This is a genomic window from Pseudarthrobacter sp. PH31-O2 (genome assembly GCF_030063265.1).
Taxonomy (GTDB): domain Bacteria; phylum Actinomycetota; class Actinomycetes; order Actinomycetales; family Micrococcaceae; genus Arthrobacter.
In genome coordinates this window covers 1-24,475 of sequence record NZ_JASIST010000012.1, presented here as the reverse complement: position 1 = coordinate 24,475, position 24,475 = coordinate 1, and the positions used below count along the sequence as shown (strand labels likewise).

Here is a 24,475-nt window from a genome sequence, read left to right as displayed (position 1 = left end):
GTTTACTGCACCCGCACTCTCGGGTCGACAAGCGTGGTGGCGAAGTCCGCGAGGATCGCGCCGATCGCGAAGATCACGGAGCCGTAGGCGAGCGTGGCCGTCGCGGCGTTGACATCCTGCAAGGCAATCGCGTCGATGCTCCAGGAGCCGACGCCGTGCCAGGCGAAGATCTTCTCGGCGAAGAAACCGCCGGCGAAGATGGCAGGGATGGTGAAGGCAATGCTCTGCGCCACAGGGATGAAGGAAACCCGCAGGGCATGCCGGCTGATGGCCTGGTTGCGGGTCAGCCCCTTGGCGCGTGCAGTCCGGACAAAGTCGGCGTTGACATTGTCCAGGAGGTACTGGCGCTGCGCGATCTGGTAAGTGCCCCAACCCACGATGGTGATAGCGAAGGTGGGCACCGCGTAGTGGGCCAGCATGTCGATGAATTGGGCCCAGCCGCTGCCGTCCAGCCCGGGCGTGGAGATGCCGGTGACGAAGAAAATGCGTTCGCCCACCGTCTCGTTGATGTTGATGGCACCGAGCTGCACCAGGAAGTAAGCGATCGGTGCGGGCACGATGTACACGAGGTAGCTGTAAGAGGTAATGACCCGGTCCGAGGCTTTGTATTGCCGTGCTGCCGTGTACACACCCAGTGCGACGCCGATGATCAGGGTCAGGATGATGGAGGCCAGGAAGAGCCGGGTCGAGATCCAGACCCGATCGCCGAATTCTGCGTTGATAAAGGCGCCGTTGGGGCTGCGTCCCCAGTCCCAGCGGGTGACGATCGCGGTGAGCCACTCAACGTAGCGGTCCCAGGCGCTGAGCGCCGGGTCCAGGCCCTTGAGGCGGAAGGAGTTGGCCACCTGCTCGGGGGTGGGCCTTGGGATCCGCTCCTGCTCCAGCAGTGCCGGCTTCAAGGTATTTACGGCCAGGAAATATCCTGCCGTGGTGGTCAGGAAGATCATAAAGACGTATGTGAGAGCACGTTTGGCGAGGTATCGGAGCATGGGACGACTAGTTCTGGATCGCCGTTGCCTGCGCGGCGCGTGCCGGGGCGGGGCCGGCAGCAGCAGCCTCGCCGCGTGCAGGAATATGAAAAGTAGTCACAACTAGATCCTTCCCTAGTCCCTATCCGGCAGGGGATTACCGCTGCTGATCCGGGATCCGGGCCAGTGGGTATCTGGCCATCCGCAGGCCGTGAGGCAAGTCCGTGTGGACTATGTTGCGGATCACATTCCAGAGGAAACTATCACATGGACTCCTCCCCCGGACGACCTGCCCCGCAGTTCCCCGGGGCAGGTATCAGATCGTTATGAATAACTCCCGGGAATTGATTTGGGTTTCCCGCCGGGGTGGGGTTCCGGTTGGGGTTGGGCCCCGCGCACGATGCGCGAAACGAGATCCCGCCAGGAATCGGCGAGTCGCGCGGGGGAAATCCCGTTCACACGGACGGCATGAAGGAGACGCTCGGGTTCCAGGACGGCACTCAATGAGGTGGCCATCAGCCAAGGGTCAGCCGTAACGCCCGCGTCCCGCAGGAGCACCTCCAGGTGCCGATGCCAGAGCGCCGCCGCGGGGACGTCGAACCGGTTGGGTGCCGAGATGTCCGCAGCCCTTGCCAGCTCGCCGAATTCCAATACCCAGGCAATGCGCTCCCCGCCACAGGCGATCAGCCGCTCCAGCGGCGGAGCCCCGGGTCCCAGCGGTGGCGGGCCAAACATAAAGCGCTGCTGGAACGCGGCCTCCGCATCACTGAGCAGGGTCATCATGAGCCCTGCCCGGCTGCCGAACCGCCGGAACACGGTCCCCTTCCCCACACCGGCCCGCTGGGCCAGGGCGCCCATGGTCAAGCCGTCCGCCCCACACTCGTCGACGAGCTCGCGGGCGGCCCGCAACAGCAGCCCGCGGTTCCGGGCGGCATCGCGGCGTTCGGACTCCACGCCGGGACGGATAGGGATCAGGCTCACACCCCACATCCTAGCCCCGGGGAATATAAGCGGACCGCAGTCCGTTTTCAATCGTAAGGGCCGGAACCGGCCTCATCTGTTCAGCCAGCCGCAGGATGGTCCGCGGCGCGACATCTAGGAGTCCACATGTCCAAGAACACCGTCCTCACCCTGGTCGGCAGCTTGCGCGCCGGATCCACGAACCAGCAGCTGGCTGAAGCAATCCAGCTGAACGCCCCGGAAAATGTTGAAGTTCTGATCCACGACAGCCTGGGCAACATACCCTTCTACAACGAGGACATCGACGTTGAAGGCCAGGTTCCCGCCGCCGCGGCCGCCCTGCGTGCCGCTGCCAACGCCGCCGACACCCTGCTGCTGGTAACGCCGGAGCACAACGGCACGGTTCCCGCCTCGCTCAAAAACGCCATCGACTGGCTGTCCCGCCCCTTCGGCGCAGGCGCCCTGAGCGGCAAGCCGACCGCCGTCGTCGGAACCGCCTTCGGCCAGTTCGGCGGAGTCTGGGCCCAGGACGAGGCCCGCAAGGCCGCCGGAATCGCCGGCGCCCGGATCCTCGACACCGTCAAGCTGGCCGTGCCGGGCTCCATGGTCCGTTTCGCCGAGATCCACCCGAAGGATGACGCCGAGGTTGTCGAGCAGATCAAGGCCGTCTTCGATGCGCTGGACGAATCCCGCGCGGTCTCTGCAGCATAGCTCCAGCCCCGCCCTTCATCCTTGACGTCCCCGGCAGGCCCTGCCGGGGACATTCCGCGTCCGGCCGGGAATACTGCGGCTTCGGGCGACCTTGTGAACAATCGTTGCCTCCAAGACAACACGGGTTGTACGCTGGGACTGTGACCCACGAAACACTTGACGCCGCCGAAGCACTTCCGGCCGAGGCCATTGACGCAATCGAACGTGCGGCATCGTCCGCCCACCGCCACGAGGATCTGTTCTCGGAGCGCGCAGCAAATATCAAGCAATCGGCAGTCCGGGATGTCTTCGACATCTCGATGCGCCCCGGCCTCGTCTCGCTGGCCGGCGGCAGCCCGTACCTGCAGTCGCTGCCCCTGGCACGGCTCGGCGAGACCGCCGCGAAGATCATCGCGGAACAGGGTATGACCGCACTGCAATACGGCGGCGGGCAAGGCACCGAGGAACTCCGCAGCCAGATCTGCGAAGTGATGGCCGCGGAGGGAATCCTGGACGCCAGACCCGAAAACGTGGTGATCACCGCCGGCTCGCAGTCAGCGCAGGACGTTGCGACCAAGGTCTTCTGCAACCCCGGCGACGTTGTTCTCGTTGAGGATCCCACCTACGTCGGCGCCCTCAACACCTTCGAGGCCTACCAGGTCGAGGTCGCCACCGTACCCATGGACGGTGATGGCATCGTCCCAGACCTGCTGGAGGCCAAGATCGCCGCTCTGCAGACGGCGGGCAAGAGCATCAAGTTTTTGTACACCATCCCAAGCTTCAACAACCCCTCCGGGGTAACACTGTCCGCGGAGCGGCGGCAACAGGTCGTGGATATATGCCGCAATGCGAATATTTTGGTGCTTGAGGACAACCCTTACGGGCTGCTCCGGTTCGACGGCAAGCCCCTCATCCCGCTGCGGGCCGCCAACCCGGACGACGTAATCTACATGGGGTCGTTCTCGAAAATCTTTGCACCGGGGCTCCGGATCGGTTGGGCGCTCGTCCCGGCGCACCTACAGCGCCGCTATTACCTGGCTTCAGAGGCTGTCACACTATGCCCGCCAACCCTGAACCAGATGCTCGTCTCCGCCTATCTCCGGGACTACGACTGGCGCGGCCAGATCGAGACCTACCGGGGCCTCTACCAGGAGCGCTGCACCGCAATGCTGGCCGCCTTGGATGAGTTCATGCCGCCGGGCGTGAGCTGGACCCGGCCGGAGGGCGGCTTCTTCGTTTGGGTGACCCTGCCCGAGGGCGTAGACACCTATCCCCTGCTGGCAAAAGCGATTAACGCCGGGGTGGTCTTTATTCCTGGGGCTGCCTTCACCCATTCCGATGAGCCATCCCACAAGATTCGACTCGCCTTTAGTGCGGTCCCGCCGGAATCCATCCGCGAAGGCGTCCGGCGGCTGGCGCCGGTCCTGCGCGAAGCGATCGTTGCGGGGTAGCCTGAATCATCGGCCCATGGCCACAGAAGTTTGTTGACCTCAAAGGAGCATTCATGACCGGAATTATTGTTGTCGGCGTCGATGGCAGCGAGACTGCCCTGAAAGCCGCGCACACTGCCCGTGACCTGGCCGCCATTCAAGGGGCCACCCTTCACGTGGTCAGTGCGTTCGACAGCGACCGGACCGAAGTCTTCGGCAGCGGCAGCGACAAATTCATTGTCTCCGATGCGGGTGAAGCCGAGAAGGTCGCCCGACGGGTCGCCGACAGCCTCCGGACGCCGGCACTGAACGTTACCTACGCGGCCGCCCGCGGCAAACCGGCCGAAGCCCTGATCGCCGAGGCTGGCCGCTCCGGTGCGCAGATGATCGTGGTCGGCAACCGGCGGATGAAGGGACTGGGACGCGTGCTCGGCAGCGTCGCCAACTCCGTGGCGCACAACGCCCCCTGCGATGTCTACATCGCCAAGACCGACGCTTCCGACTAGGAAGCGCCGGCCAGTGGCGTCGGGCCGGGCTACCCGGCCGCCGTCCCGGAGGTCTTGAGGATCCGGCGCAGGATTTTGCCGGAAGACGACTTCGGGACGGCATCGATGAACTCGACCCGCCGGATCTTCTTGAACGGCGCCACTTTGGCCGCCACGAACTCCATGACTGCGGCCTCGTCGAGCCGCGCACCGTCGTCCCCGGGCTGGCGCACGACAAACGCCATCGGCACTTCCTGGCCGTCGGCGTCGGACGTGCCAATCACGGCGGCGTCCGCGATGCCGGGGTGGGTGAGGAGCAGCGCCTCCAGTTCCGCCGGCGCGATCTGATAGCCCTTGTACTTGATCAGCTCCTTGAGCCGGTCCACGATGGTGACCACTCCGTCGGCACGGACGGTGGCAATGTCCCCGGTATGCAGGAAGCCGTCCGGGTCGAGAGTGTCCGCCGTTTCCTCCGGCCGGTTAAGGTAGCCGAGCATCACGTTCGGTCCGCGGCACAACAAGTGACCGGGGGCGCTGACGCCCTCGTTGGGCACCTCGATCTCCTCCCCTGTGGCCGGGTCCAGCAGCCGGCAGTCCATGTTCGGGACCGTAAAGCCCACCGAGCTGACGGGGACGTCGGCGGCGTCCACCGGGATCAAGTGGGACACGGGGCTCATCTCGGTCATGCCGTAGCCCTGCAGCACGCGGCAGCCTAGTCGTTCGCCCAGTTTCACGCCGAGATCGCCATCCAGCGGCGCGGCTCCGGAAAGCGTGGTGTGGACGGAACTCAGATCGTAATCAGCCACCAGCGGGTGTTTGGACAAGGCCACAGCCACGGGCGGGGCGATGAACAGGTAACTGCATTTCTGGTCCTGAATGATGCGCAGGAACTCGGTCAGTTCAAACTTCGGCATTGTCACCAGGCATGCCCGCTGCAACAACGCCAAGTTCAGCAGCACGGTCAGCCCGTAAATGTGGAAGAACGGCAGCAGCGCCAGCAAGCGGTCCTCCGGAGCGACCTTCAGCAGTCCGCGGGACTGCGCAGCGTTGGCAATCAAGTTCCGGTGGCTGAGCATCACACCCTTGGGCCGGCCGGTGGTGCCGGAGGAGTACGGCATAACGGCCACGTGGGTGGCGGAATCGAAGGTGACTTGCGGAGCCGGCGCGCCGGAGCTGAGCAGATCCTGCAGCGAGGGATGTCCGGGGGCGCCGTCGAGGACGACGAGGCGCTCTGCCGGGATACCGGCGCGGGCGGCAGCTTCCCGGGCTGCCGGGAGCAAAGCGGAGACGGTGAACAGCCACTCCGCGCCGGCGTCGGCCAACTGGAGCGCGATTTCGTCCGCCGTGTAGAGCGAGTTGACTGTGGTTACCGTCGCGCCGGCCCGCAACAGCCCGTGGAAAACGACGGCGAACGCCGGGACGTTGGGGCACAGGATGGCCGCGACACCGTGGACGCCCAGTCCTTGGGCCGCGACGGCTCCGGCCACGGCGTCGATCTGCGCGACGAGGCTCCGGTAACTCATTTCCGCGCCGCTCACGCCGTCGACAAGGGCGATCCGTTCCAGGTCGGCCTCCTCCAGGCCGCCGAAGAGGTACTCATAAAGGCTTACGTCGGGAATTTCCACATCGGGGAACGGGCTCGAAAACACGCAATATCTCCTTTGATCCGCGTCCGCACGGTTGGCGGCGGCTGGTGCAACTCTAATGCCGCCGGCCGGCCCTGGACAGGAACTGTGTTGAGCCGCGTCACTGCCCTCCATGGCTAGCCTCACGCTGATTCCGGCCGGGCGCAGCATCGGCACGGCGGTAAAATTGGAGCTGCCCCCACCGGCGTGGACATCCAACTTTCTCACTTGGGGGACCACAATGCCCACTCTTCAGCGCCGCCAGCTCGTTGGCCACGACATACTCCTGGCCCGTCACGGCAACCACATCAGCACCATGCGGGTGGACCGCGGGGCCGGCCGGGTTATCGCTTTTTTGGACGACGGCTCCACCGACAGTGCACCCAACGTCATCTCCCCCGGGCTCCGGATGCCGGACACCATCCGGAGCGTCCTGCGCGAGGACTGGAAGTTCTTCGCTGTGGTCACCGCGTGCACCTCCGGCTTCGCCGCGGTGATGATGGCGGCCGCCGCCGCCCTGGCCGGGATCAGCGGGGATCCGGGCCTGGCCGCGATGCTGTCGAGCTACTCGGGCACCTAGCACCCACGGGGCTCAGTCGAGCAGGAGGGCGGGCTCTTCCAGGATCGCCGCCACGTCGGCCATAAACCGCGCCGAGAGGTCGCCGTCGACCACCCGGTGGTCGAACGAGCCGCCGAGCGTTGTAATCCAGCGCGGAATCACTTCGCCGTCGAGGACCCAGGGCTTCTGCTTAATGGTGCCAAAAGCCACGATCGCCACCTCGCCCGGGTTGATGATCGGTGTGCCCGTGTCGATGCCGAGGGCCCCGATGTTGGTGACCGTCAAGGTCCCACCTTGCATCTGGGCGGGCTGGGTCTTTCCGGCCCGGGCAGTGGTCGCAAGGTCATTCAGGGCCAGGGCCAGCTCTTTTAGCGACAGGTCCTGGGCGTTCTTGATGTTCGGGACCATCAGGCCACGGGGCGTTGCCGCCGCAATTCCCAAATTCATAAAGTGCTTGACATGGATCTCGGCGGAGTCGCTGCCGTCCTGGTTGTCCACCCAGGTTGCGTTGACGCTCGGGTTCCTTGCCGCCGCCCAGATGACCGCCTTGGCGAGGATCAGGAGCGGGGAAACCTTGATGCCTTCAAAATCACGGGAGGCCTTGAGCCGTTTGACGAACTCCATGGTCCGGCTGGCGTCGACGTCGACAAAGATGCTGACGTGCGGGGCCGCAAAGGCCGACTCGACCATGGCCCGCGCGGTGGCCTTGCGGACGCCCTTGACCGGAATCCGCTCGATCCGCCGTTCCTGCGGGCTGCCCGTCCTGCCCCAGAAAGTGTCCGCCTTATCCAGTTCCGCGTCGCGCTGGGACTGGTAACTGACCAGGTCTTCGCGGGTCACTTCGCCGCGGGCCCCGGTGGGGACGACGTCGGCCAGATCGATGCCAAGGTCGCGGGCAATCTTTCGCACCGGAGGCTTGGCCAGAACCCGGCTGACCAGGCCTGTGATGGCCCCGCCGAGGGTGGGACGCTGATCCGGCGCGGCAGCCGCGGCCGGGCGTTCGGCGTGCGCGACGGCTTCCGGACTTATCCAGATGTCGTGGCTCTCGACCGGCTCAGCCAGCGCTGCCGGTTCTGCGGCCGGGGCCGCGGACACCGCCTGCCTGGCTGCCGGCGGGGCAACCCGCCGGCGGCGCTTGACGGCGTCGGCCTTGGGACCGGAACCCACCAGGGGACCGGCGGCCGGGCGGCCGTCCGATTCGACGGCGTCGAGCGTGCCCTCCGCCAGCGTGCCGTAAAGCGGCGCATCGGGAGCCGTCGGTTCTGGAGCCGTCGGTTTGGGGGCCGGCGCGCCGGCAGCAGCCTGGGCGTCGGTCACGCTGATGATCGCGGTTCCGACGTCTACCGTCAGTCCCTCCGCGACGAGGAGTTCGGTCACGGTACCAGCGAACGGCGAGGGCAGCTCGACCAGCGATTTTGCCGTCTCGATTTCGCAGAGGACATCGTTGATGGCCACCGTGTCGCCGGGCTTAACCTTCCAGGCGACGATCTCGGCCTCGGTCAGTCCTTCGCCCACATCGGGGAGGTTGAACTTGTGGAGAGTCATGTTGTCCTTGTTGGGAGAAGGCGCCTCAGCGGGAAGCGGCCGGGAGGGAAGGGCTCAGTCAGTAGGAGAGGGCACGGTCCAGTGCCTCAAGGATCCGGTCGATGTCCGGCAGGTAGTCTTCCTCTACCTTGGCCACCGGGTAGGGCATGTGGAAGCCGCCGACGCGGATCACCGGCGCCTCGAGGGAGTGGAAAGCGCGCTCACTGACCCGGGCCGCGATTTCGCCGCCGATGCCGCCGAAGGTGGGAGCCTCGTGGGCCACGATCAGCCGGCCGGTCTTCTTAACGGAGTCCGTGACGGTGTCGAAGTCGATTGGCGAAATGGAACGGAGGTCGATCACCTCGACGCTGTGACCGTCCTCGGCGGCGGCATTGGCAGCCGCGAGGGCCACCGGCACCAGCGGGCCGTAAACAACCACTGTGGCGTCCGTGCCCTCGCGGAGGACATGGGCCTTAAACGGGTCTGCGGAGGCGCCGGGGGAACCGGTGTCGACCTCGCCCTTGAGCCAGTATCGGCGTTTGGGTTCGAAAACAATCACAGGGTCCTGGCACTCGACTGCCTGCTGGATCATCCAGTAAGCGTCGTGCGGGTTCGACGGGGTGATGATGCGCAGTCCGGCGGTATGGGCGAACAATGCCTCCGGGGACTCCGAGTGGTGTTCGATCGAGCCGATGCCGCCGCCATAAGGGATCCTGATGACAACGGGTACCGTCAGGTTGCCGTTGCTGCGGGCACGCATTTTGGCCAGCTGCGTGGTGATCTGGTTGAAGCCCGGAAAAACAAACCCGTCGAACTGGATTTCACAGATCGGCAGGTACCCGCGCAGGGACAACCCGATCGCGGTACCAACGATGCCGGACTCCGCCAGCGGGGTGTCCACCACGCGGTCGGCACCGAATTCGGCGATCAGGCCGTCGGTGACACGGTATACACCGCCCAGGGGCCCAATGTCCTCGCCCATCAGCAGGGACCGGGGGTGGTCCGTCAGCGTCGCTCGGAGGCCTTCATTGATGGCCTTGGCAATGGTCATGGTGGTCATCAGTTGGCACCTTCTGCCGGGGCCGCCGAATCGTCGGCGAAGCCTGCGCTGTACTCCTCGAACCAGGCCAGTTCCTCGGCCACCAGCGGGTGGGCTTCCACGTAGGTGTTGGCGAAGGCGGTCCGGATGTCAGGGGTTTCCAGGTCGTGGGTGGTCTTGCGGACATACGCGGCGAGATCGTCGCCGTCGGCCTTGACCTGAGCGAAGAATGCGTCGTCGGCGAAACCCTCGGCGCGCAGATACTTCTCCAGCCGCTCCAGCGGATCCTTGGCCCGCCAACGGCTTTCCTCGGCTGATTCCCGGTACTTCGTGGGATCGTCAGCCGTGGTGTGCGCGCCGACACGGTAGGTAAACGCCTCGATCAACACCGGGCCTTCGCCCTGGCGGGCACGTTCCAGCGCCCACTCGGTCACGGCATGGACGGCGATCACGTCGTTTCCGTCCACCCGGATGCCCGGGAACCCGTAGCCTTTGGCCCGGTCGGCCAGCGGGACTCGGGTCTGCACGGAACTGGGGACGGAGATCGCCCAGTGATTGTTCTGGCAGAAAAAAACGACGGGTGCCTTGTATGAGGATGCGAAGACCATGGATTCATGGACGTCGCCTTCGGAGCTGGCGCCGTCGCCGAAATAGACCATAACGGCCGCCTTGGGCTCCGGAACCGGCGACGTTGCCCCGTTCGCTGCTGCGGCGGCCGCCGCGAACTTCTGGTCGCGCTGGATTCCCATTGCGTAGCCGACCGCGTGCGGAGTCTGCGCGGCGAGGACAAGTGTGTAGAGATGAAAGTTGGTGTCCTTGGGGTTCCAGCCACCGTTGGACACCCCGCGGAACTGTCGCAGCAGCTCGGCAAGATCCACGTTGCGGGTCAGGGCGACGCCGTGTTCGCGGTAGGTGGGGAAGATGTAGTCCTGTGGCTGGCTGGCCCTGCCGGAGCCGATCTGGGCGGCTTCCTGACCGGTGAGGGGAACCCAGAGGGCCAGCTGGCCCTGGCGTTGCAGCGCAGTCGCCTCGACGTCGAAGCGGCGGATTTTCGCCATATCGGCGTAGAAGCCGCGCAGTTTTTCCGGGTCGAGCCGCCCGGCGTATTCCGAGTAGACGGGATCCGAGCGGAGCGTGCCGTCAGGGGCGAGGAGCTGCACCATCGGCTCATCCGGGTCCCCCACGTGGGCTTCGGCTTCAGCCTCGAGCTGATCCTCAATGTCGGTTCCGTCGAACTCGGTAGAGGGCAGATGTGTGGCGCCCATACCGTCTCCTTGCTTGCCGCATCCGAATGCGTCGCAATCGCTGGGATATATGCCCTGCCGGTTATGCATTCCCGGGCCGGTATATATTTTGGCTTACTGGTCCTAACTTTATCCTCAGCCGGCGAGTCTCGGCCGACATGTTAAGCGCTAGGAACGCCGTGGCGGTTTTGTATAGATCGCACAGAGCTCAAGGAACCGGGTATTAGCGTCGGCTTCGCCGATGCTGACCCGCACACCCTCGTTGGCGAACGCCCGGACGGAGAGGGCCCGCTCCCCTGCCAGGGCGGCAAATTCGGTGCTGTCGGGACCGAGGTCGAGCCACACGAAGTTGCCCTGCGCCTCCGGCACAAACCAGCCCAGTGACCGCAGCCCGGCCGTGACCCGGTCACGTTCGTCCACAATGCTTTGTACCCTTTCTACAACATCACCGAAGTGCTGCAGCGATGCCACGGCGGCTGTTTCAGCGATCTGGGAGACCGCGAAGGGGGTGGCGGCTACGCGCAGGTGCTGCGTGAGCTCGGGGTGGGACACGCTGTAGCCAACGCGCAGCCCGGCGAGGCCGTGGGCCTTTGAAAACGTCCGCAGGACAACAACGTTGGGGTACTTCCGGTACATTTCGATGCCGTCGACGGCGTGCTCGTCGCGGACGAACTCCTGGTAAGCCTCATCGATGACCACCAGGACATCCGAGGGTATCCGCTTGATGAAACGTTCTGTGTCCGCGGTGGTCAGGATCGGCCCGGTGGGGTTGTTCGGTGTGCAGAGCAGGATCATCCGGGTCCGGGCCGTCACCGCTGCGGCCATGGCGTCGAGATCGTGGCGGCCCTCACCGGTCAGCGGGATCCTGACGCTGTCTGCGCCAGCCAGGCCGACGCAGATCGGATAGGCCTCGAAGGAGCGCCAGGCGTAGATGACCTCGTCGGGCTTGCCGTCGTCGTTCTGCCCCGCGAAGGTCGTCAGGAGCTGGTTCAGCGCGCCGAGGCTGCCGGCTCCGGTGACGATATCCTCCGCTGGGACGCCAAGGAAGGCAGCGAGGGCGCTGCGCAGCTTGCTGCTCAAAGGATCCGGGTACCGGTTGAAATCGGTCTGCGCTGCGATGGCCTGCTGCACTGCAGGAATCGGTGGCAGCGGGTTTTCATTGGAGGAAAGCTTGTAGCTGACCAGGCCTTCGACGGGGACTGGCGGCTTGCCGGCCGCGTAGCGGGGAAGGAGGTCTACCACCGGACGTGGCTTGATGCCCCCAGCCGGGTTATCTGATGAAGTCATACCAACAGCCTACGTCGGGTCTTTGCCGCGGATGGGAGATATGGCCCCTGCCCGTGCCGCCGGGCTTATGACAGCATGGGGCCATGCGCTCATTCATCGTACGCGTCATCATCAATGCCCTGGCCCTTGGAATCGCTTGTTGGATCCTCACCGGCCTGAACATTTCCACCGCAGGCGACGACACCCTCAGCATCGTCCTGGGCTACCTGTTCATCGGCCTGATCTTCGGCGTTGTCAACGCGGTCGTCAAGCCGATCGTCAGCCTCCTGTCATTGCCGATCACCATCCTCACCCTGGGCCTTTTCACCGTGGTTATCAACGCCGGAATGCTCTACCTGACGTCCTGGATCAGCAGCTACACCGCTGTGCATTTCACGATTGATACCTTCTTCTGGACAGCGGTTTTGGCCGCCCTTGTCATCAGCGCAGTTTCGCTCCTTGCGAGCGCCCTCCCCGCGCTCGACCGCTAGGAAGTCTGCGCGAACCCATCGGCCGGGCCTGCGCAGGCTAGGCCGCTGGCCGTTCGGTTGCCGGTCCCGAGCCTTCCCCGGGGTTGCGCCGCGGCCCCGGAGCCATCGGCGTCGAGCGCCGAGGCGATGGCATAGCCTCGCGCCGGAGGGAGAACCGAGTCACCGCGGCGGGTCCGCCCGCGCCAACCACTGCCGCGAGCGCGGCCGTGGAAGCCTGCAGCGAGGGATCCCGGCTGACCGCGATGTCCCGGGCACCCTCGGCATAACGTCCCAGGTCGTGGCCCGGCCCCAGGCCCGAACCCAGCCATTCAGGCGCGGGAATCGGGCTGGTTAGCGTGACAGTCACCCGTTCCTTCGTGTCGGGGTTGGGCACTCCGTCCGCCCCGGGGACCCAATCCTGAACATGTTCCAGGTGCAGACTGCTGGCACCGCCGGCAAGTTCAATCCCGCCCACCGGGGAACCCGCCGTGAGCACAAATTTCAGCTCGTAGTCGGCCAGGAATGCCTTGTCCCGGCCGAGGTTCATGGCGTGGATACCACCCTGGCTGTAGCCGACGGCGGCCACCTGGTCTCCTGCCCCGGCGCCCGCCGCTGCCAGTGCCTGCCGGATGGCCGCTGCAGTCCCGGCCGAGTCGTACCCCAAGGCCTCAGCGATGCCTGCCGTGTCAAACGGGTTGGTCCCCTGCTGGGGCCCATCCACCTGTGTTCCGGGGATGATCACCGCCCATGCCGGGTGGCCGTTGTCCTGCATGCGGAGGATCTCGATATCACCGCTGTTGCGGCCGATTGCCCCGGCCCGCACCAGCAGTCCGGCCGGTGAGACGTCGACATCCTCCGTCCGCGTTTCGCTGGCCGCGATGTGCACGGGTCGGGGCCGCAGGAACTCCAGGCCCGGGACGGCCGCCAAACCGCGGATGGCAGAGCGGACACCGGCCCCGTCGCCGGAACCGCCTGCAACGGCGGGGCCCGCCGGTAGCCCAAGCAGAAGCGCCAGCCTCCCGGGGGCCATAGCCACCTCGTCCTCCACCGTGTCGCGGAGGGTGATGGGAGGCAGACCGGCCAGCCCCCACAGCGGGAGGTAGCCCGGGCCGCTTCGGCCGATCCGCAGCAGCAAGGCGTTCCGGGCTTCGGCGAACTCATACTCACGGTGGCTCGCCCGGACCTCGCGGCAAAGCCGTTCCAATCCGATCCGGACTTGGCCCACGGCCCGGGCACCTTCCCCGACCGCGAGGATTGGCTGGCTGCCGTAGGCGTGCGGGTCGGGCTGGTATGGCAGCAGCGCGCGGCGTACCCTGCCTGTTTCCGCTTCCGCCTCCGCCAGCTCCCCGGCGATCCTCTCGAGTGCCGATGCTCCCGCCAGTAACTCCTCAAACTGGAAACTGAGCCCGCCCACGCCGCCACGGATCTGCAGCGTTCCATCCACCGGGGCAGCCGGGACAGGCGCTGCCCCGGAACCGTCCGGCGGGGCCCCGGCCATCAGTAGCCTGGCCGTCCCTGGGCCACCGCCACGCTCCCGGCATGCCGAAGCACTGCGGCCACGGCATCGTGCAATGCAATCCGGCCGTGGCGCAGGGACGCGGCCTGCACGGACAGCGCCGTCCGGTAGGCCCGGCCGGCCGGGGACTGCCAGCTTTGCAGTTCCAGCCTGACCAGATCCGCGAGCGCGGCGTCGGCGCGGTCGGCGCAGCCAGCCAGCCGGGCAGCAAGCTGCTGAACCTCATAACTGCGTGATGCGCACGCCTCGGCCTCCGCGGCCAACAAGGCCCCGGAGGATGTGCCGCCCGCACCAACGCTGATTCCGGCTGTCCCGCTGTCCATAACACCGACGCTAGGGACCCCGGTGAGCACCCGAAAGCCCCCCGCGGCGCCATGTGGACAACCGCCGGTGAAGGCGGCGCCGGGGAGGAGGAAGCTGCCGGAAGTCACATGGTTCAGCGCACTTAAAGCCCGGCACGACTTCGTGAAAGAATCGGAGCATGCCTGAAACTGCCGCCACAGCCGATACCCGCACGCCGTCCGGACGCCTGGCCCTCGCCGCCTCCCCACAACAGATCGCGCTCGGCCCGCTGGACGGCCGGTACCAGTCCGCCGTCGCGCCGCTGGTCGACTACCTGTCCGAGGCCGCCCTGAACCGTGACCGGGTCGCCGTCGAGGTTGAATGGCTGATCCACTTGACCGGCAACAACGTGCTGCCGGGCGCCGGCCCCCTGAGCGCGGCGCAGCAGGAGAAGCTGCGCGCTATCGTCACCGAATTCGACGCCGGTTCAATCACGGAACTGGCAGACATCGAAGCCGTCACGGTGCACGACGTCAAGGCCGTGGAGTACTACATCGGCCGCCGCCTGCCCGGGATCGGCATCGAGGACCTGACGGCCATGGTGCACTTTGGCTGCACCTCCGAGGACATCAACAACCTCTCCTACGCCCTCGGCATCAAGGGCGCCGTCGAGGACGTCTGGCTGCCCGCCGCCCGCAAGCTCGTTGCGCAGATCAGCGCCATGGCCGAGGAGAACCGGTCCGTGCCGATGCTCTCGCGCACGCACGGCCAGCCGGCAACTCCCACCACGCTCGGCAAGGAACTTGCCGTTATCGCGCACCGCCTGACCCGGCAGCTCGACCGCATCGCCCGGACCGAATACCTCGGAAAAATCAACGGCGCGACCGGCACCTACGCCGCCCATGTCACGTCCGTACCCGGTGCCGACTGGCAGCACGTTGCCAAGAGCTTTGTTGAGGGCCTGGGCCTGAGCTGGAACCCGCTGACCACCCAGATTGAAAGCCACGACTGGCAGGCGGAGCTGTACGCCGACGTCGCGCGGTTTAACCGGATCCTGCACAACGTTTGCACAGACATCTGGAGCTACATCTCAATTGGCTACTTCGTGCAGATTCCGGTCGCGGGAGCCACCGGATCCTCCACCATGCCGCACAAAGTCAACCCGATCCGCTTCGAAAACGCCGAGGCCAACCTGGAGATCTCCGCCGGGCTGCTGGACGTCCTGGGATCCACCCTGGTCACTTCCCGCTGGCAGCGGGACCTCACGGATTCCTCTTCGCAGCGCAACATTGGTGTGGCGTTCGGCCATTCGCTGCTGGCCATCTCCAACGTCGCGAAGGGCTTGGACCGGCTCAAGGTCGCCGAAGAGACGCTGGCCGCGGACCTCGACACCAACTGGGAAGTCCTGGGTGAGGCCATCCAGATGGTGATGCGGGCGGAAGCGATCGCCGGCGTGGAAGGGATGGAAAACCCCTACGAGCGGCTCAAGGACCTGACCCGCGGGCAGCGAGTCGACGCGGCCCGGATGCAGGAGTTTGTGCAGAGCCTGGGCCTGTCCCCCGACGCCGAAGCCCGGCTGCTCGCGCTGACCCCCGGCAAGTACACCGGAATCGCGGACCAGCTGGTGGACCACCTGGCATGAGGCTCCTGCTCATCCGCCACGGCCAGACCCCCGGGAACGTCCTGGGACAACTGGACACCGCCCACCCGGGTCCAGGGCTGACCAAGCTCGGCGAGCGGCAGGCAGCCGCCCTGGCGCGGTCGCTGGCGGATGAGCAGATCGAGCTGCTGTTCGCCTCGACCCTGATCCGCACCCAGATCACGGCTGCGCCGCTGTCGACCGTCCGCGGCCTGGAGATCGAGGTGCTGGCGGGGCTGCAGGAGATCGAGGCAGGGGCGTTGGAGAAGCTCACCGACAAGGAATCTCACCTGCGTTACCTCACTACTGTGTTTGAGTGGGCGGCCGGGGAACTGGACCGCAGGATGCCGGCCGGACCCAGCGGGCACGAGTTCTTCGAGCGCTATGACGCCTCGATCGCACGGATCGCCGACGCGGCCGCGGCGAGCGGCGGCGCCGGGGCGGTGGCCGTGGTCAGCCACGGCGCCGCGATCCGGGCTTGGGCAGGGCGCCGGGCCGCGAACGTGGCGCCGGACTTCGCCGCACGCCATGTCCTCGCCAACACCGGGATCGTGGCGCTGGAAGGGGACCCCGACGCCGGCTGGCGGCTCATCCATTGGGACGACAGTCCCGTGGGCGGCCTGGCCCTGGCGGATCCGACGGCGAAAGACCCCACCGGCCGCCCCCGCTAACGAAATTCTTCGAACCCTAACGCGCAGGAAACACTGCCGAAACCGGCGCTGCCTAGCCTTGATCTGCATAACCCTTCGGCGAAGCGAGGAAGCCATGCAGACCAACCCACGGCTCAACATCCGGCAGGTCACTTGGGCCAACCCGGTGGGTGCGGATCTCCGCGCCGCCCAGCAGGCCGAGCTCGATGCCCGCTTCGGCCGGGATGACCATGAACCCGGCCCGCCGCCGTCCGAGGCGGACACGGCCGTGTTCCTGGTCGCCCACGACAAGGCCTCCGGCCAGCCGGTGGGCTGCGGCGGCCTGCGCATCCTCGATGCGCACACCGCCGAGATCAAACGGCTCTATGTACTCCCCTACACCCGCGGCTCCGGGGTGGCCAGCTCCATCCTTGCGGCACTGGAAGCGCAGGCCCATTCCCTGGGCATCATTTCCATCACCGCGGAGGCAGGCTCGGTCCAGACCGACGGCCGGCAATTCTACGAAAACTCCGGCTTCGTCCCGGTGCCGAACTTCGGCCCGTACGTCGGCGTGGAGCACTCGTATTGTTATGCGAAGGGCATCGACTCGCACACCGCCGCGCACACCGCCATGGCCTGAGCCGCGTCCCGCGCCGAAGCAGGGCGCGTCGGACAGGACGGCTAATGCGCGCCCGGCCAGCCGGTGTACGCCTCGGCGAGGTAGGCACGCCCGTGGCGCGATGCCACCAGCGAGTTGAGTTCGCCGAGCTGCCGGGCGCGGGCGAAATCGTCGGCCCCCACGGGGGTGTGCAGCATGGACGTCATCCAGTAGGAGAACTGCTGGGCCTTCCAGACCCGGTCCAGGGCCCGGTCGCTGTAAGCATCCAGGAGCACGGAGTTGCCTGAGGTATAGAAGCTGTCGAGGCCCTCGAACAGGACCTTGACGTCATGCAGCGCCAGGTTCAGGCCCTTGGCGCCGGTCGGCGGGACCGTGTGGGCGGCGTCGCCGGCGAGGAAGAGCTTGCCGTGCCGCATCGGTGCGTGCACAAAGCTGCGGAACTTCAGGACCATCTTGTCGATGACCGGGCCCTCCTTAAGCTCAAAGCCGTTGCCGTTGACCCGGCTGCGGAAGGCGTCCCAGATCCGGTCGTCGCTCCAGTTGTTGACGTCCTCGTTCGGATCGCACTGGAAATACATCCGCTGGACAGTTTCGGTCCGCTGGCTGATTAGGGCAAAGCCGTTCTCGGAGTTGGCGTAAATCAGTTCATCGGAACTGCGCGGAGCCTCGGCCAGGATCCCGAACCAGGCGAAGGGATACTCGTGGAAATACCACGTGCGCTGCGCCTCCGGAATCTGGAAGCGGCTGTGGCTGCGCGAGCCGTCCGCGCCTACGATGAAGTCCGCCTGCAGCTCCCAGTCCACTCCCTCGGCATCGCTGAACCAGACCTTCGGCTTGCTCTCCAGGTCGTGGATGGTGCTGTCGGTGACGCCGTAGCGGACATCGCCGCCGTCGCTCTGGCGACGGGCGGCGAGATCGAGGAAAACATCGGTCTGGGGATAGAGCCAGACCGACTCCCCAACGAGGTCCTGGAAGTCGATGCGGTGGCTCTCGCCGTTAAAGCGCAGTTCGATCCCGTCATGCCGGTCGCCGTCGCGCAGGACGCGGTCCGAGACGCCGCTGTCCACGAGCATATTCACGGAACCGTGTTCCAGGATGCCCGCGCGGACGGTTTCCGAGATTTCCTGGTGGCTGCGGATCTCGATCACGGTGGATTCGATTCCCTGTTTGGCCAGCAGGTGCGAGAGCATCAGCCCTGCCGGGCCGGCGCCCATGATCGCGACCTGGGTGGTGATGACTCTGCGCTGTGCCATGGTGTCCTCGCTTCGTTGCGGGGCCCGGACTGCTGGGCGTCCGGGGCCGGATGTTCTCTCTGGCTACAGTGTGCGCCCGGACACGTGACCGGCGTTACAGAAATTCCGCTGAATGGAATTGAGACGTCGTCCCTGCCGGCGAAAGCTGCCGTCCGATCCCGCGGGCGGCCGTCTGAAGGGCAGGAACCAGCGCCTGCAGACGCATTTCACGCAGCGGCACAACCACGCCGAGCGCCGCGACAGTGCGGTTCCTCGCATCACGCACGGGGACTGCAATCCCCCACGTGTCCGGGTCCACAACTCCGGCCAGCTGCGCAAAACCGTGGCCGGCCGTCTCCTCAAGCAGGCTCCGGAGTTCCTCCCGCCGGACCCTGCCGGCAGGATCGTTGAACTGCTCAAGATACCCGGCCTGGACCTCGGCCGGCTGGTTTGCCATCAGTGCCATCCCGGCAGAGGAAACGTGCACCGGCATACGGCCTGCGATCTGCGCCCGGTTCGCGACGGAGCCGCGGCGGGAGAGCCGCTCGACGAACAGCGCTTCCCAGCCCTCCAGCACGGCCAGGTTCACGTTCTGGTTAAGCACCTGCTGAATGTCCTCCATAAACGGCATGGCCGCCTGGCGGAGGGCCACGGTGGGCGAATTCCGGTTCACCAGCTCCCACAGGCGCAAGCCCAGCCGGACGGAACCGCCGCTGCCCACATCCAGGAGTCCATGTCCGGCGAGCTGCCTCACCAGCCGGTGGGCGGTGCTCGGCGGCAGGCTGGCCCGCTGCGCCAGCTCGGAGAGCGGGAGAACTGTGACGCCGGCGGGGAAGGCTGCTATCAGCCGTACCACACGGTCCACCACGGAGTCCCCGGTGCCGGAGTTAGCCATGGACTCCTCTTCCGCTGAATGGATTCTGCTTCCACTCTACGCCGCAGGCCCCGGTGCCGTCCGGGGCCGGGACACCCGGAACCGCCCCTACAAGGCCCGGTTGAGGCTTCGCCGCAGCAGCCAGGTGCCCAACAGGAGCAGTACCGCGGCCATTCCCGCGAGGACCCCCAGCTGCGGCAGGATATCCGCCAGGGTGCCGTCACGGCGCTGGATGGCCGCGAACGCCTCATAGGCCCAGCGGTGCGGCGTGGCGAAGGAGACCGCGGCCAGCGCTTCCGGGAAGAACTCCGGCGGAACCATACAGCCCCCCAGTCCGCCGAGGACCAGTCCGCCGCCCACCCCCACGCCGGCGGCCGCGGTGTCGTTGTCCATCACCGAGCCCACCGTCATCGCAGCTGCTGCGGACACGGCGCAAAAGATCACCAGTACCAGCGCCGACAGCCATAGATTGCCCCAGTCGACGCCGAACAGCAGCGCGGTGCCGGCCATGATAAAACCGCCTTGGACGGAGGCGATGGCAAACCGCCCCAGGGCCTGCCCGGCGACGATCTGGCCACTGGAAACCGGGGCGGACATCACCCGGCCCACCACCCCGAACCGGCGTGCCTGGATGAGGGTGGCCGCACCGGTCAGGGAGCTGAGGAACACAAAAAGCAGCAACTGCTGCGAGGCGCCGAGATCGAACCTGCCCAGCCCGCGGAACTCCTGCGCAACGTCGTTGGTATTAACGATCTCCACGGTCGGCGCCGCTATCTGCACGGCGGCCTGGTCCAGGGCCGTCCGGGCCCGCTCGGCCGGGATGCCGGCGCCGGTCAGGGCGGCGAGCTGGCTGCGCTCCAGGCCGGCTGCCAGCACGGCGGTGCGGACCTGCTGCATAACGGTCAGCGCGGAGGACTGCGAGGCCATCACGACGTCGAGCTCCGTTGGCCGTCCGGCGTCGAACGCCGCCGCGTCGGAGTTATCCAGGAACACCCCGACGTCGGTGCGTCCGCGGCTGAGGTCCGACCTCGCCGCGTCAGCCCCCGTTGTTGAGACCGCCACGCCCGCTGACTGGAGCTCCGCGGTCAGGGCCCGGGAAAGTTCGCTGGCCGGACCTGAGATAGCCACCCTGGCCTGGCCGCTGCCGGCCCCGAATTGCGAACCAAGCAGCAGGATCAGCATAAGGGGGAAAACGAAGACAAAAAAGATGTTCGACTTGTCGCGCAGGAAGCGCCGGAGTTCCACAGTGGCGATCGCGATCACGGCGCTCATGCCTGCGCCCCCCGGTCCGGCAAAACCCTTGAGAGCAGCAGCCCCGCAGCGGCGAAAGCAAGCATAACGGCGATCGGCCCCGTCACGTCACCGAGGCTCCCGCCGCCGGCGGAGATCCCGAGCCCCCGGATAAACGCGCCGATCGGGTTGAGGTCCAGCAGCGTTGCGGCGAACCCGGTGCCCTGGACCGGGAAAAACGCTCCACCGGCGATTCCCAGCACCATGGCAAGGACGGACTGCGCCGCGTTGGCCTGTTCAGCCGTCCGGACCACCCGCGCGACAACAAACGTCAGGCTGGTCGCGGCGGTCACGACGCTGAGGATCAGGGCGGCCACCACCAGCGGCGAGCCGAAGGAGACGCCGAACAGCAGGGAACCGGCAGTGAGCAGGACAGTTGTGGCAAGCACGCCCAGGATAAAGCCGGTGCAGGCCTTCGCCGTGATGATCATCAAGCCGGAGACCGGCATCGACCGCAGCCGGGCCAGTGTCCCTTGCTCCCGTTCCGCCAGCAGCCCCAGCACGCCGAACCCGACGGTGAACATCAGGAAGAGCCCGGCCTGCCCCCCCACCAGTGTGCCGCGCAGCGAGAGTTGCTCCGCGGCGGCTTTCCCTTCGGTCAGGGTGAGTAACTGCGGTCCGTCCACGGCCTGCCGGGCAAGCGCTGCGAGATCCTGGTCCGGCAGCCCGGACAGGCCGCCGGCGGCCGCTGTCACCGTTCCGGCGGCGAACTGGTCCAGAACCCCCTTGACGGCGGTGATCAGCACTGAGGTTTCCAGCGACCCGTTGTTGCCCTCGACCAGCTGGACCGGCGCGGCCTGCCCGGTGAGCACCGCATTGCTGAAGCCCTCGGGAATGATGATGCCGAGGTCGGCGCCGGTGGCCTTCGTTTCGCTGCGGACATCTGCCGCCGGGACCCGTTTGATGGTCACGTCCATGATCTCGAGTGCATCGACGGCGCCGAGCAAAACGGACCCCAACTGGTCGGCGTCGTCCGCGCTGGCGACCACGGTAGCCGGCTTCAGGTCAACGGTGTCCTCGCCGAGGCCACCAAAGACCAGGCTCAGCACTCCCATCAGTGCGAGCGGGACGATGAGGGAAAAGATGAATACGCTCTTGTCCCGGACTCGCTGGCGGAGGTCGTTCGCGACCATGGCCCACAGACCCCGCATCTCAGTCCCTCAGCGCTTTGCCGGTCAGGTGCAGGAAGACGGACTCGAGGTCCGGCCGGACGATTTCCACGGATGTTACCGACATCCCGGCGCTGGCGGCGCCGGTGACGATTCCCGCGAGCGCTGTGGGGCCGTCGCTGACAGTCAGCATCAGTCCGGCCCCGTCGTTGTCGACATGCTGCACGGCGGGCAATTCCCGGAGGACCTCCGCCGCCCGCGCCATGCTGCCGTCGCCGCGAAGATTAATCCGGTCCACGCCGCCGGTGAGCGTGATCAGTTGCTCCCGCGTGCCCTCTGCCTGAATCCGGCCTTCGTCAATGATCGCGATCCGGTCACAGAGCCGCTCGGCTTCCTCCATGTAGTGGGTTGTGTAGAGGACCGCCATGCCGTCGACCGAGAGTTTCTCCACGGACTCGAGAATGGCGTTGCGGGACTGCGGATCCACCCCGACGGTCGGCTCATCCAGGATCAGCAGGGTGGGACGGTGGAGCAGTCCGATGCCGATGTTCAGCCGGCGCTTCATACCGCCGGAATACTTCTTGGTCTGGTCGCCGGCCCTGTCGGCGAGACCTATCAGCTCCAGCACTTCGTTGCTGCGCTGGGTGAGGCGGCTGCCGGTGAGACCCTGCAGCCGGCCGAAGAATTTCAGGTTTTCCCGGGCCGTCAGGTCCGGGTAGATGGCCAGTTCCTGTGGGACCAGGCCAATGTTCCGCTTGGCCTCCGTCCGGGACGGATCCATCTCCTGGCCGGCCACCCGGACGGTTCCTTCGTTGGCGGCGATCAGGCCCGCGACCATCGAGATGATTGTCGTTTTCCCGGCGCCATTGGGTCCCAGCAGCCCGAAGGTTTCGCCGGCACCGATGTGGAAGGAGACGCCGCCGACGGCGGTGAGCTCCCCATAGCGTTTGACCAGTCCGCTGACGTCAAGCACGTCCCGGATTTGCGCCTGTGCGGCTTCCACCAGCAACCCCCGTAGCCTAGTTCTCCTCCAGACTAGCCTCCCGGTTTCACAAGGCACCGGACAGAGACCTTAGACCCGGAGCCTTGTCCGGCCCGGGGCACCGACAGTACCCGGCCAGCGGGGCTGCCGGAGTCGAAGACGGCGCCGCACCGTCGGGGCCAGCACAACGGCGACCCCGACGGCGGCTCCAATGACGATTTTCGATGATCCGGTCGCGCAACAGTATGCCCGGTGCCGAGGGAGCCACCAGGAGGGTCGAAAGCAGGGCCAGCGGGGTCACGAAGATCTGGGCCAGCCCGTAGTGGCGGGCGATGAACATCTCCGCGCCGAACTGGCAGGCGGCGATCACCAGAACGGTCTGCCAGGGTGCGGGCTGCAGGAGCAGGATCCCGGCCAGGAGTACCAGCCCGATCGCGGTGCCAACGATTCTTTGCAGCCCGCGGCTTACCCGGTGCCGGGTGGTGTGGCCCACGAGCGGGACTACGGCGGCCACCATTGCCCAGTAGTTGTGGCCAACGCCCAGAAGCTGTCCAACCAGCGTTGCGAGGGTTCCGGCCAGGCCCGCCGCCACAAGGGAGCCGAAGCTCCCGCGCAGGGCTGTCCGTTTTTCACCCGGTGCCAGGGAGCCGGTGGCGGGCGCCACCCACGGTGTCCGGCGGCTCCGGACCAGGCGGGAGGACATACCAACCAGGACGGAGAACGCGACGGCCGCCACGGCCGCCGGCAGGCCCTGCCAGAGCCGCGGCCGGTGCGGAATCGCCGCGATCGCTGCGAACGCGAAGATGTGGAACAAGGAGCCTGCGGGGCGAAGCCGCCACCTGGCGACGATCAGCGAGCAGCTTCCGGCCACCAAGGCAGTGGCGAGCACCTGGCGCCAGAGGGCCTCCGACGCCGTGAATGCAGAGGCGACCCCGGCCCGGGCGGGCAGGGCAGCAAGCAGCATAACTGCCAGCATCAGTGCACCGGCCTTCAGCTGCAGCCCGCAGCGCCTGGCGTGCGGTTCATTACGGCCGTAAATCCCGGTGAAAGCGCCCAAGGACGCGAAGATCGCCAGATCCAGGCGGTCCAGGAACACCAGCGTGATCAGCGGGACAAAAACACCGATGGCGCAACGCACGGCGGTCTGGTGGTCCTTGTTGCCGGGCGCAATGCTGAACAGCTCGGCAAGCATTTTCACGGGTTGGCGGCACCTTTCCAGCAGTCCATTGGTTACGACGGCGGCGCGGGCAGCCAGGAGCGATGCTACGCCGGACGGTCCTGGAACCGGCTTTCCCAGCCGTTCAATGGAACCTCGCCGGGAAGTGATAACGTCTACCGGTTGATCCCCCGCGCCCGCGGGACGGCGCACAGATTTTTTTATCTCACAGCACACCGGAGGACCCATGCTCAGAGGATTCAAGGACTTCATCCTGCGCGGCAACGTGATCGAACTGTCCATCGCCGTCGTTGTTGGCACTGCATTTACAGCCCTCGTCGGCGCGTTCACCTCAAACATCGTGAACCCCATCATTGCTGCGGTCGGCGGAGTCGAAACAGACGGGCTCGGATTCCACATCTGGCCGGGAAACGAGAAGACCTTTGTTAACTTTGGCGGGGTCATCACGGCGTTCGTCACGTTTATGATCACCGCGGGGGTCGTCTACTTCCTCTTTGTGGCTCCGCTGAACCGGATCAACCGCCTGGTCAAGAAGCGCCTCGCAACCGCGGAGCCGGAAGAGAAAGCGCTCCCGGCGGACACCGCCCTGCTCGCCGAAATCCGTGACCTGCTGGCGCAACTCGCCGGCCCGGCGCAGGGTCTGCCGTCCGGCCACGGTCCGGCACGGATCGGCGAACCGGGACACGTGAAATGAGGCGGCGGGAAATTGCCACCGGCCGGCGTCCGGCCCGAAAACGGTCGTTATCTAGGGTCGAGGATCGGTAACTTGTCCTGACCTGCGGTTTCGTTTCGTGGACTGTGTCCATGAGGCGATCATACGGTCCAAGTTTTACCAAAGGTTTAGTCGAAAACCGGAACACTACCGC

Annotated in this window: 23 protein-coding genes and 1 pseudogene; 9 read left to right on the top strand and 15 right to left on the bottom strand. The window is 66.3% G+C overall.

Annotation, left to right across the window (positions count from 1 at the left end):
* Positions 1-2: 2 nt before the first annotated feature.
* Positions 3-989: an ABC transporter permease gene (locus tag QMG72_RS15920; RefSeq protein ID WP_226775658.1), complete on the bottom strand. Its 987-nt coding sequence runs from the start codon at positions 987-989 to the stop codon at positions 3-5.
* A gap of 303 nt (positions 990-1,292) precedes the next feature.
* On the bottom strand, positions 1,293-1,949 hold the full coding sequence (locus tag QMG72_RS15915; protein ID WP_226775657.1) for a TetR/AcrR family transcriptional regulator: 657 nt from the start codon (positions 1,947-1,949) through the stop codon (positions 1,293-1,295).
* 126 nt (positions 1,950-2,075) lie between these two features.
* Here QMG72_RS15915 and QMG72_RS15910 point away from each other — a divergent pair, with 126 nt between their 5' ends.
* From QMG72_RS15910 to QMG72_RS15900, 3 genes are all read left to right on the top strand, one after another.
* Complete coding sequence (locus QMG72_RS15910) at positions 2,076-2,639, top strand: NAD(P)H-dependent oxidoreductase (protein WP_226775656.1); 564 nt, start codon at positions 2,076-2,078, stop codon at positions 2,637-2,639.
* A 140-nt stretch (positions 2,640-2,779) separates the two neighbouring features.
* Complete coding sequence (locus tag QMG72_RS15905) at positions 2,780-4,069, top strand: aminotransferase-like domain-containing protein (RefSeq protein ID WP_283481022.1); 1,290 nt, start codon at positions 2,780-2,782, stop codon at positions 4,067-4,069.
* 53 nt (positions 4,070-4,122) lie between these two features.
* On the top strand, positions 4,123-4,554 hold the full coding sequence (locus QMG72_RS15900; RefSeq protein WP_226775654.1) for a universal stress protein: 432 nt from the start codon (positions 4,123-4,125) through the stop codon (positions 4,552-4,554).
* A 29-nt stretch (positions 4,555-4,583) separates the two neighbouring features.
* On the opposite strand, the gene QMG72_RS15895 is transcribed toward QMG72_RS15900, so the two are convergent.
* The gene (locus QMG72_RS15895; protein ID WP_226775653.1) at positions 4,584-6,182 is read right to left on the bottom strand and encodes an AMP-binding protein; all 1,599 of its coding nucleotides are present in this window, start codon (positions 6,180-6,182) and stop codon (positions 4,584-4,586) included.
* A 217-nt stretch (positions 6,183-6,399) separates the two neighbouring features.
* Here QMG72_RS15895 and QMG72_RS15890 point away from each other — a divergent pair, with 217 nt between their 5' ends.
* On the top strand, positions 6,400-6,738 hold the full coding sequence (locus QMG72_RS15890; protein WP_253031739.1) for a hypothetical protein: 339 nt from the start codon (positions 6,400-6,402) through the stop codon (positions 6,736-6,738).
* A 12-nt stretch (positions 6,739-6,750) separates the two neighbouring features.
* On the opposite strand, the gene QMG72_RS15885 is transcribed toward QMG72_RS15890, so the two are convergent.
* The 4 genes from QMG72_RS15885 to QMG72_RS15870 form a co-directional block, all read right to left on the bottom strand.
* Positions 6,751-8,262, bottom strand: a complete 1,512-nt coding sequence (locus QMG72_RS15885; RefSeq protein ID WP_283481020.1) for a dihydrolipoamide acetyltransferase family protein — start codon at positions 8,260-8,262, stop codon at positions 6,751-6,753.
* 58 nt (positions 8,263-8,320) lie between these two features.
* The gene (locus tag QMG72_RS15880) at positions 8,321-9,301 is read right to left on the bottom strand and encodes an alpha-ketoacid dehydrogenase subunit beta (protein WP_226775650.1); all 981 of its coding nucleotides are present in this window, start codon (positions 9,299-9,301) and stop codon (positions 8,321-8,323) included.
* The gene (pdhA, locus tag QMG72_RS15875; RefSeq protein WP_283481019.1) at positions 9,301-10,545 is read right to left on the bottom strand and encodes a pyruvate dehydrogenase (acetyl-transferring) E1 component subunit alpha; all 1,245 of its coding nucleotides are present in this window, start codon (positions 10,543-10,545) and stop codon (positions 9,301-9,303) included. Before pdhA ends, QMG72_RS15880 begins: the two co-directional genes overlap by 1 nt.
* A gap of 147 nt (positions 10,546-10,692) precedes the next feature.
* Positions 10,693-11,811: a histidinol-phosphate transaminase gene (locus tag QMG72_RS15870; protein ID WP_226775648.1), complete on the bottom strand. Its 1,119-nt coding sequence runs from the start codon at positions 11,809-11,811 to the stop codon at positions 10,693-10,695.
* A gap of 83 nt (positions 11,812-11,894) precedes the next feature.
* Here QMG72_RS15870 and QMG72_RS15865 point away from each other — a divergent pair, with 83 nt between their 5' ends.
* Positions 11,895-12,281 (top strand): phage holin family protein, encoded by a 387-nt coding sequence (locus tag QMG72_RS15865; RefSeq protein ID WP_226775647.1) that lies wholly within the window; start codon positions 11,895-11,897, stop codon positions 12,279-12,281.
* 37 nt (positions 12,282-12,318) lie between these two features.
* On the opposite strand, the gene QMG72_RS15860 is transcribed toward QMG72_RS15865, so the two are convergent.
* Both QMG72_RS15860 and QMG72_RS15855 read right to left on the bottom strand, forming a co-directional pair.
* Positions 12,319-13,758 (bottom strand): hypothetical protein, encoded by a 1,440-nt coding sequence (locus QMG72_RS15860; protein ID WP_283481018.1) that lies wholly within the window; start codon positions 13,756-13,758, stop codon positions 12,319-12,321.
* Positions 13,758-14,099 (bottom strand): hypothetical protein, encoded by a 342-nt coding sequence (locus tag QMG72_RS15855; RefSeq protein ID WP_226775646.1) that lies wholly within the window; start codon positions 14,097-14,099, stop codon positions 13,758-13,760. The genes QMG72_RS15860 and QMG72_RS15855 overlap by 1 nt, the downstream gene beginning before the upstream one ends.
* A 158-nt stretch (positions 14,100-14,257) precedes the next feature.
* Here QMG72_RS15855 and purB point away from each other — a divergent pair, with 158 nt between their 5' ends.
* From purB to QMG72_RS15840, 3 genes are all read left to right on the top strand, one after another.
* Positions 14,258-15,700, top strand: a complete 1,443-nt coding sequence (gene purB / locus QMG72_RS15850) for an adenylosuccinate lyase (protein WP_283481017.1) — start codon at positions 14,258-14,260, stop codon at positions 15,698-15,700.
* Entirely contained in the window at positions 15,697-16,368 is a 672-nt protein-coding gene (locus tag QMG72_RS15845; RefSeq protein WP_283481016.1) for a histidine phosphatase family protein, read from the top strand. The genes purB and QMG72_RS15845 overlap by 4 nt, the downstream gene beginning before the upstream one ends.
* Before the next feature lie 94 nt (positions 16,369-16,462).
* Positions 16,463-16,966 carry a GNAT family N-acetyltransferase gene (locus QMG72_RS15840; protein ID WP_226775643.1) on the top strand — a complete coding sequence of 168 codons (504 nt, stop codon included), beginning with the start codon at positions 16,463-16,465 and terminating at the stop codon, positions 16,964-16,966.
* A gap of 41 nt (positions 16,967-17,007) precedes the next feature.
* Here QMG72_RS15840 and QMG72_RS15835 read toward each other — a convergent pair whose 3' ends face one another.
* The 6 genes and pseudogenes from QMG72_RS15835 to QMG72_RS15810 all read right to left on the bottom strand — a co-directional run bounded on the left by QMG72_RS15835 (position 17,008) and on the right by QMG72_RS15810 (position 23,630).
* Positions 17,008-18,198 carry a 4-hydroxybenzoate 3-monooxygenase gene (locus QMG72_RS15835; protein ID WP_283481015.1) on the bottom strand — a complete coding sequence of 397 codons (1,191 nt, stop codon included), beginning with the start codon at positions 18,196-18,198 and terminating at the stop codon, positions 17,008-17,010.
* Positions 18,199-18,292: 94 nt separating this feature from the next.
* The gene (locus QMG72_RS15830) at positions 18,293-19,072 is read right to left on the bottom strand and encodes an IclR family transcriptional regulator (RefSeq protein WP_226775641.1); all 780 of its coding nucleotides are present in this window, start codon (positions 19,070-19,072) and stop codon (positions 18,293-18,295) included.
* 87 nt (positions 19,073-19,159) lie between these two features.
* The gene (locus tag QMG72_RS15825; protein WP_226775640.1) at positions 19,160-20,323 is read right to left on the bottom strand and encodes an ABC transporter permease; all 1,164 of its coding nucleotides are present in this window, start codon (positions 20,321-20,323) and stop codon (positions 19,160-19,162) included.
* Positions 20,320-21,474: an ABC transporter permease gene (locus tag QMG72_RS15820; RefSeq protein WP_226775639.1), complete on the bottom strand. Its 1,155-nt coding sequence runs from the start codon at positions 21,472-21,474 to the stop codon at positions 20,320-20,322. The genes QMG72_RS15825 and QMG72_RS15820 overlap by 4 nt, the downstream gene beginning before the upstream one ends.
* A gap of 19 nt (positions 21,475-21,493) precedes the next feature.
* Positions 21,494-22,453 (bottom strand): ABC transporter ATP-binding protein, encoded by a 960-nt coding sequence (locus QMG72_RS15815; RefSeq protein WP_283481014.1) that lies wholly within the window; start codon positions 22,451-22,453, stop codon positions 21,494-21,496.
* A 69-nt stretch (positions 22,454-22,522) separates the two neighbouring features.
* Positions 22,523-23,630, bottom strand: a pseudogene (locus QMG72_RS15810) (FUSC family protein).
* Positions 23,631-23,835: 205 nt separating this feature from the next.
* Here QMG72_RS15810 and mscL point away from each other — a divergent pair.
* Positions 23,836-24,303 carry a large conductance mechanosensitive channel protein MscL gene (mscL, locus tag QMG72_RS15805; protein WP_283481013.1) on the top strand — a complete coding sequence of 156 codons (468 nt, stop codon included), beginning with the start codon at positions 23,836-23,838 and terminating at the stop codon, positions 24,301-24,303.
* Positions 24,304-24,475 lie beyond the last annotated feature (172 nt).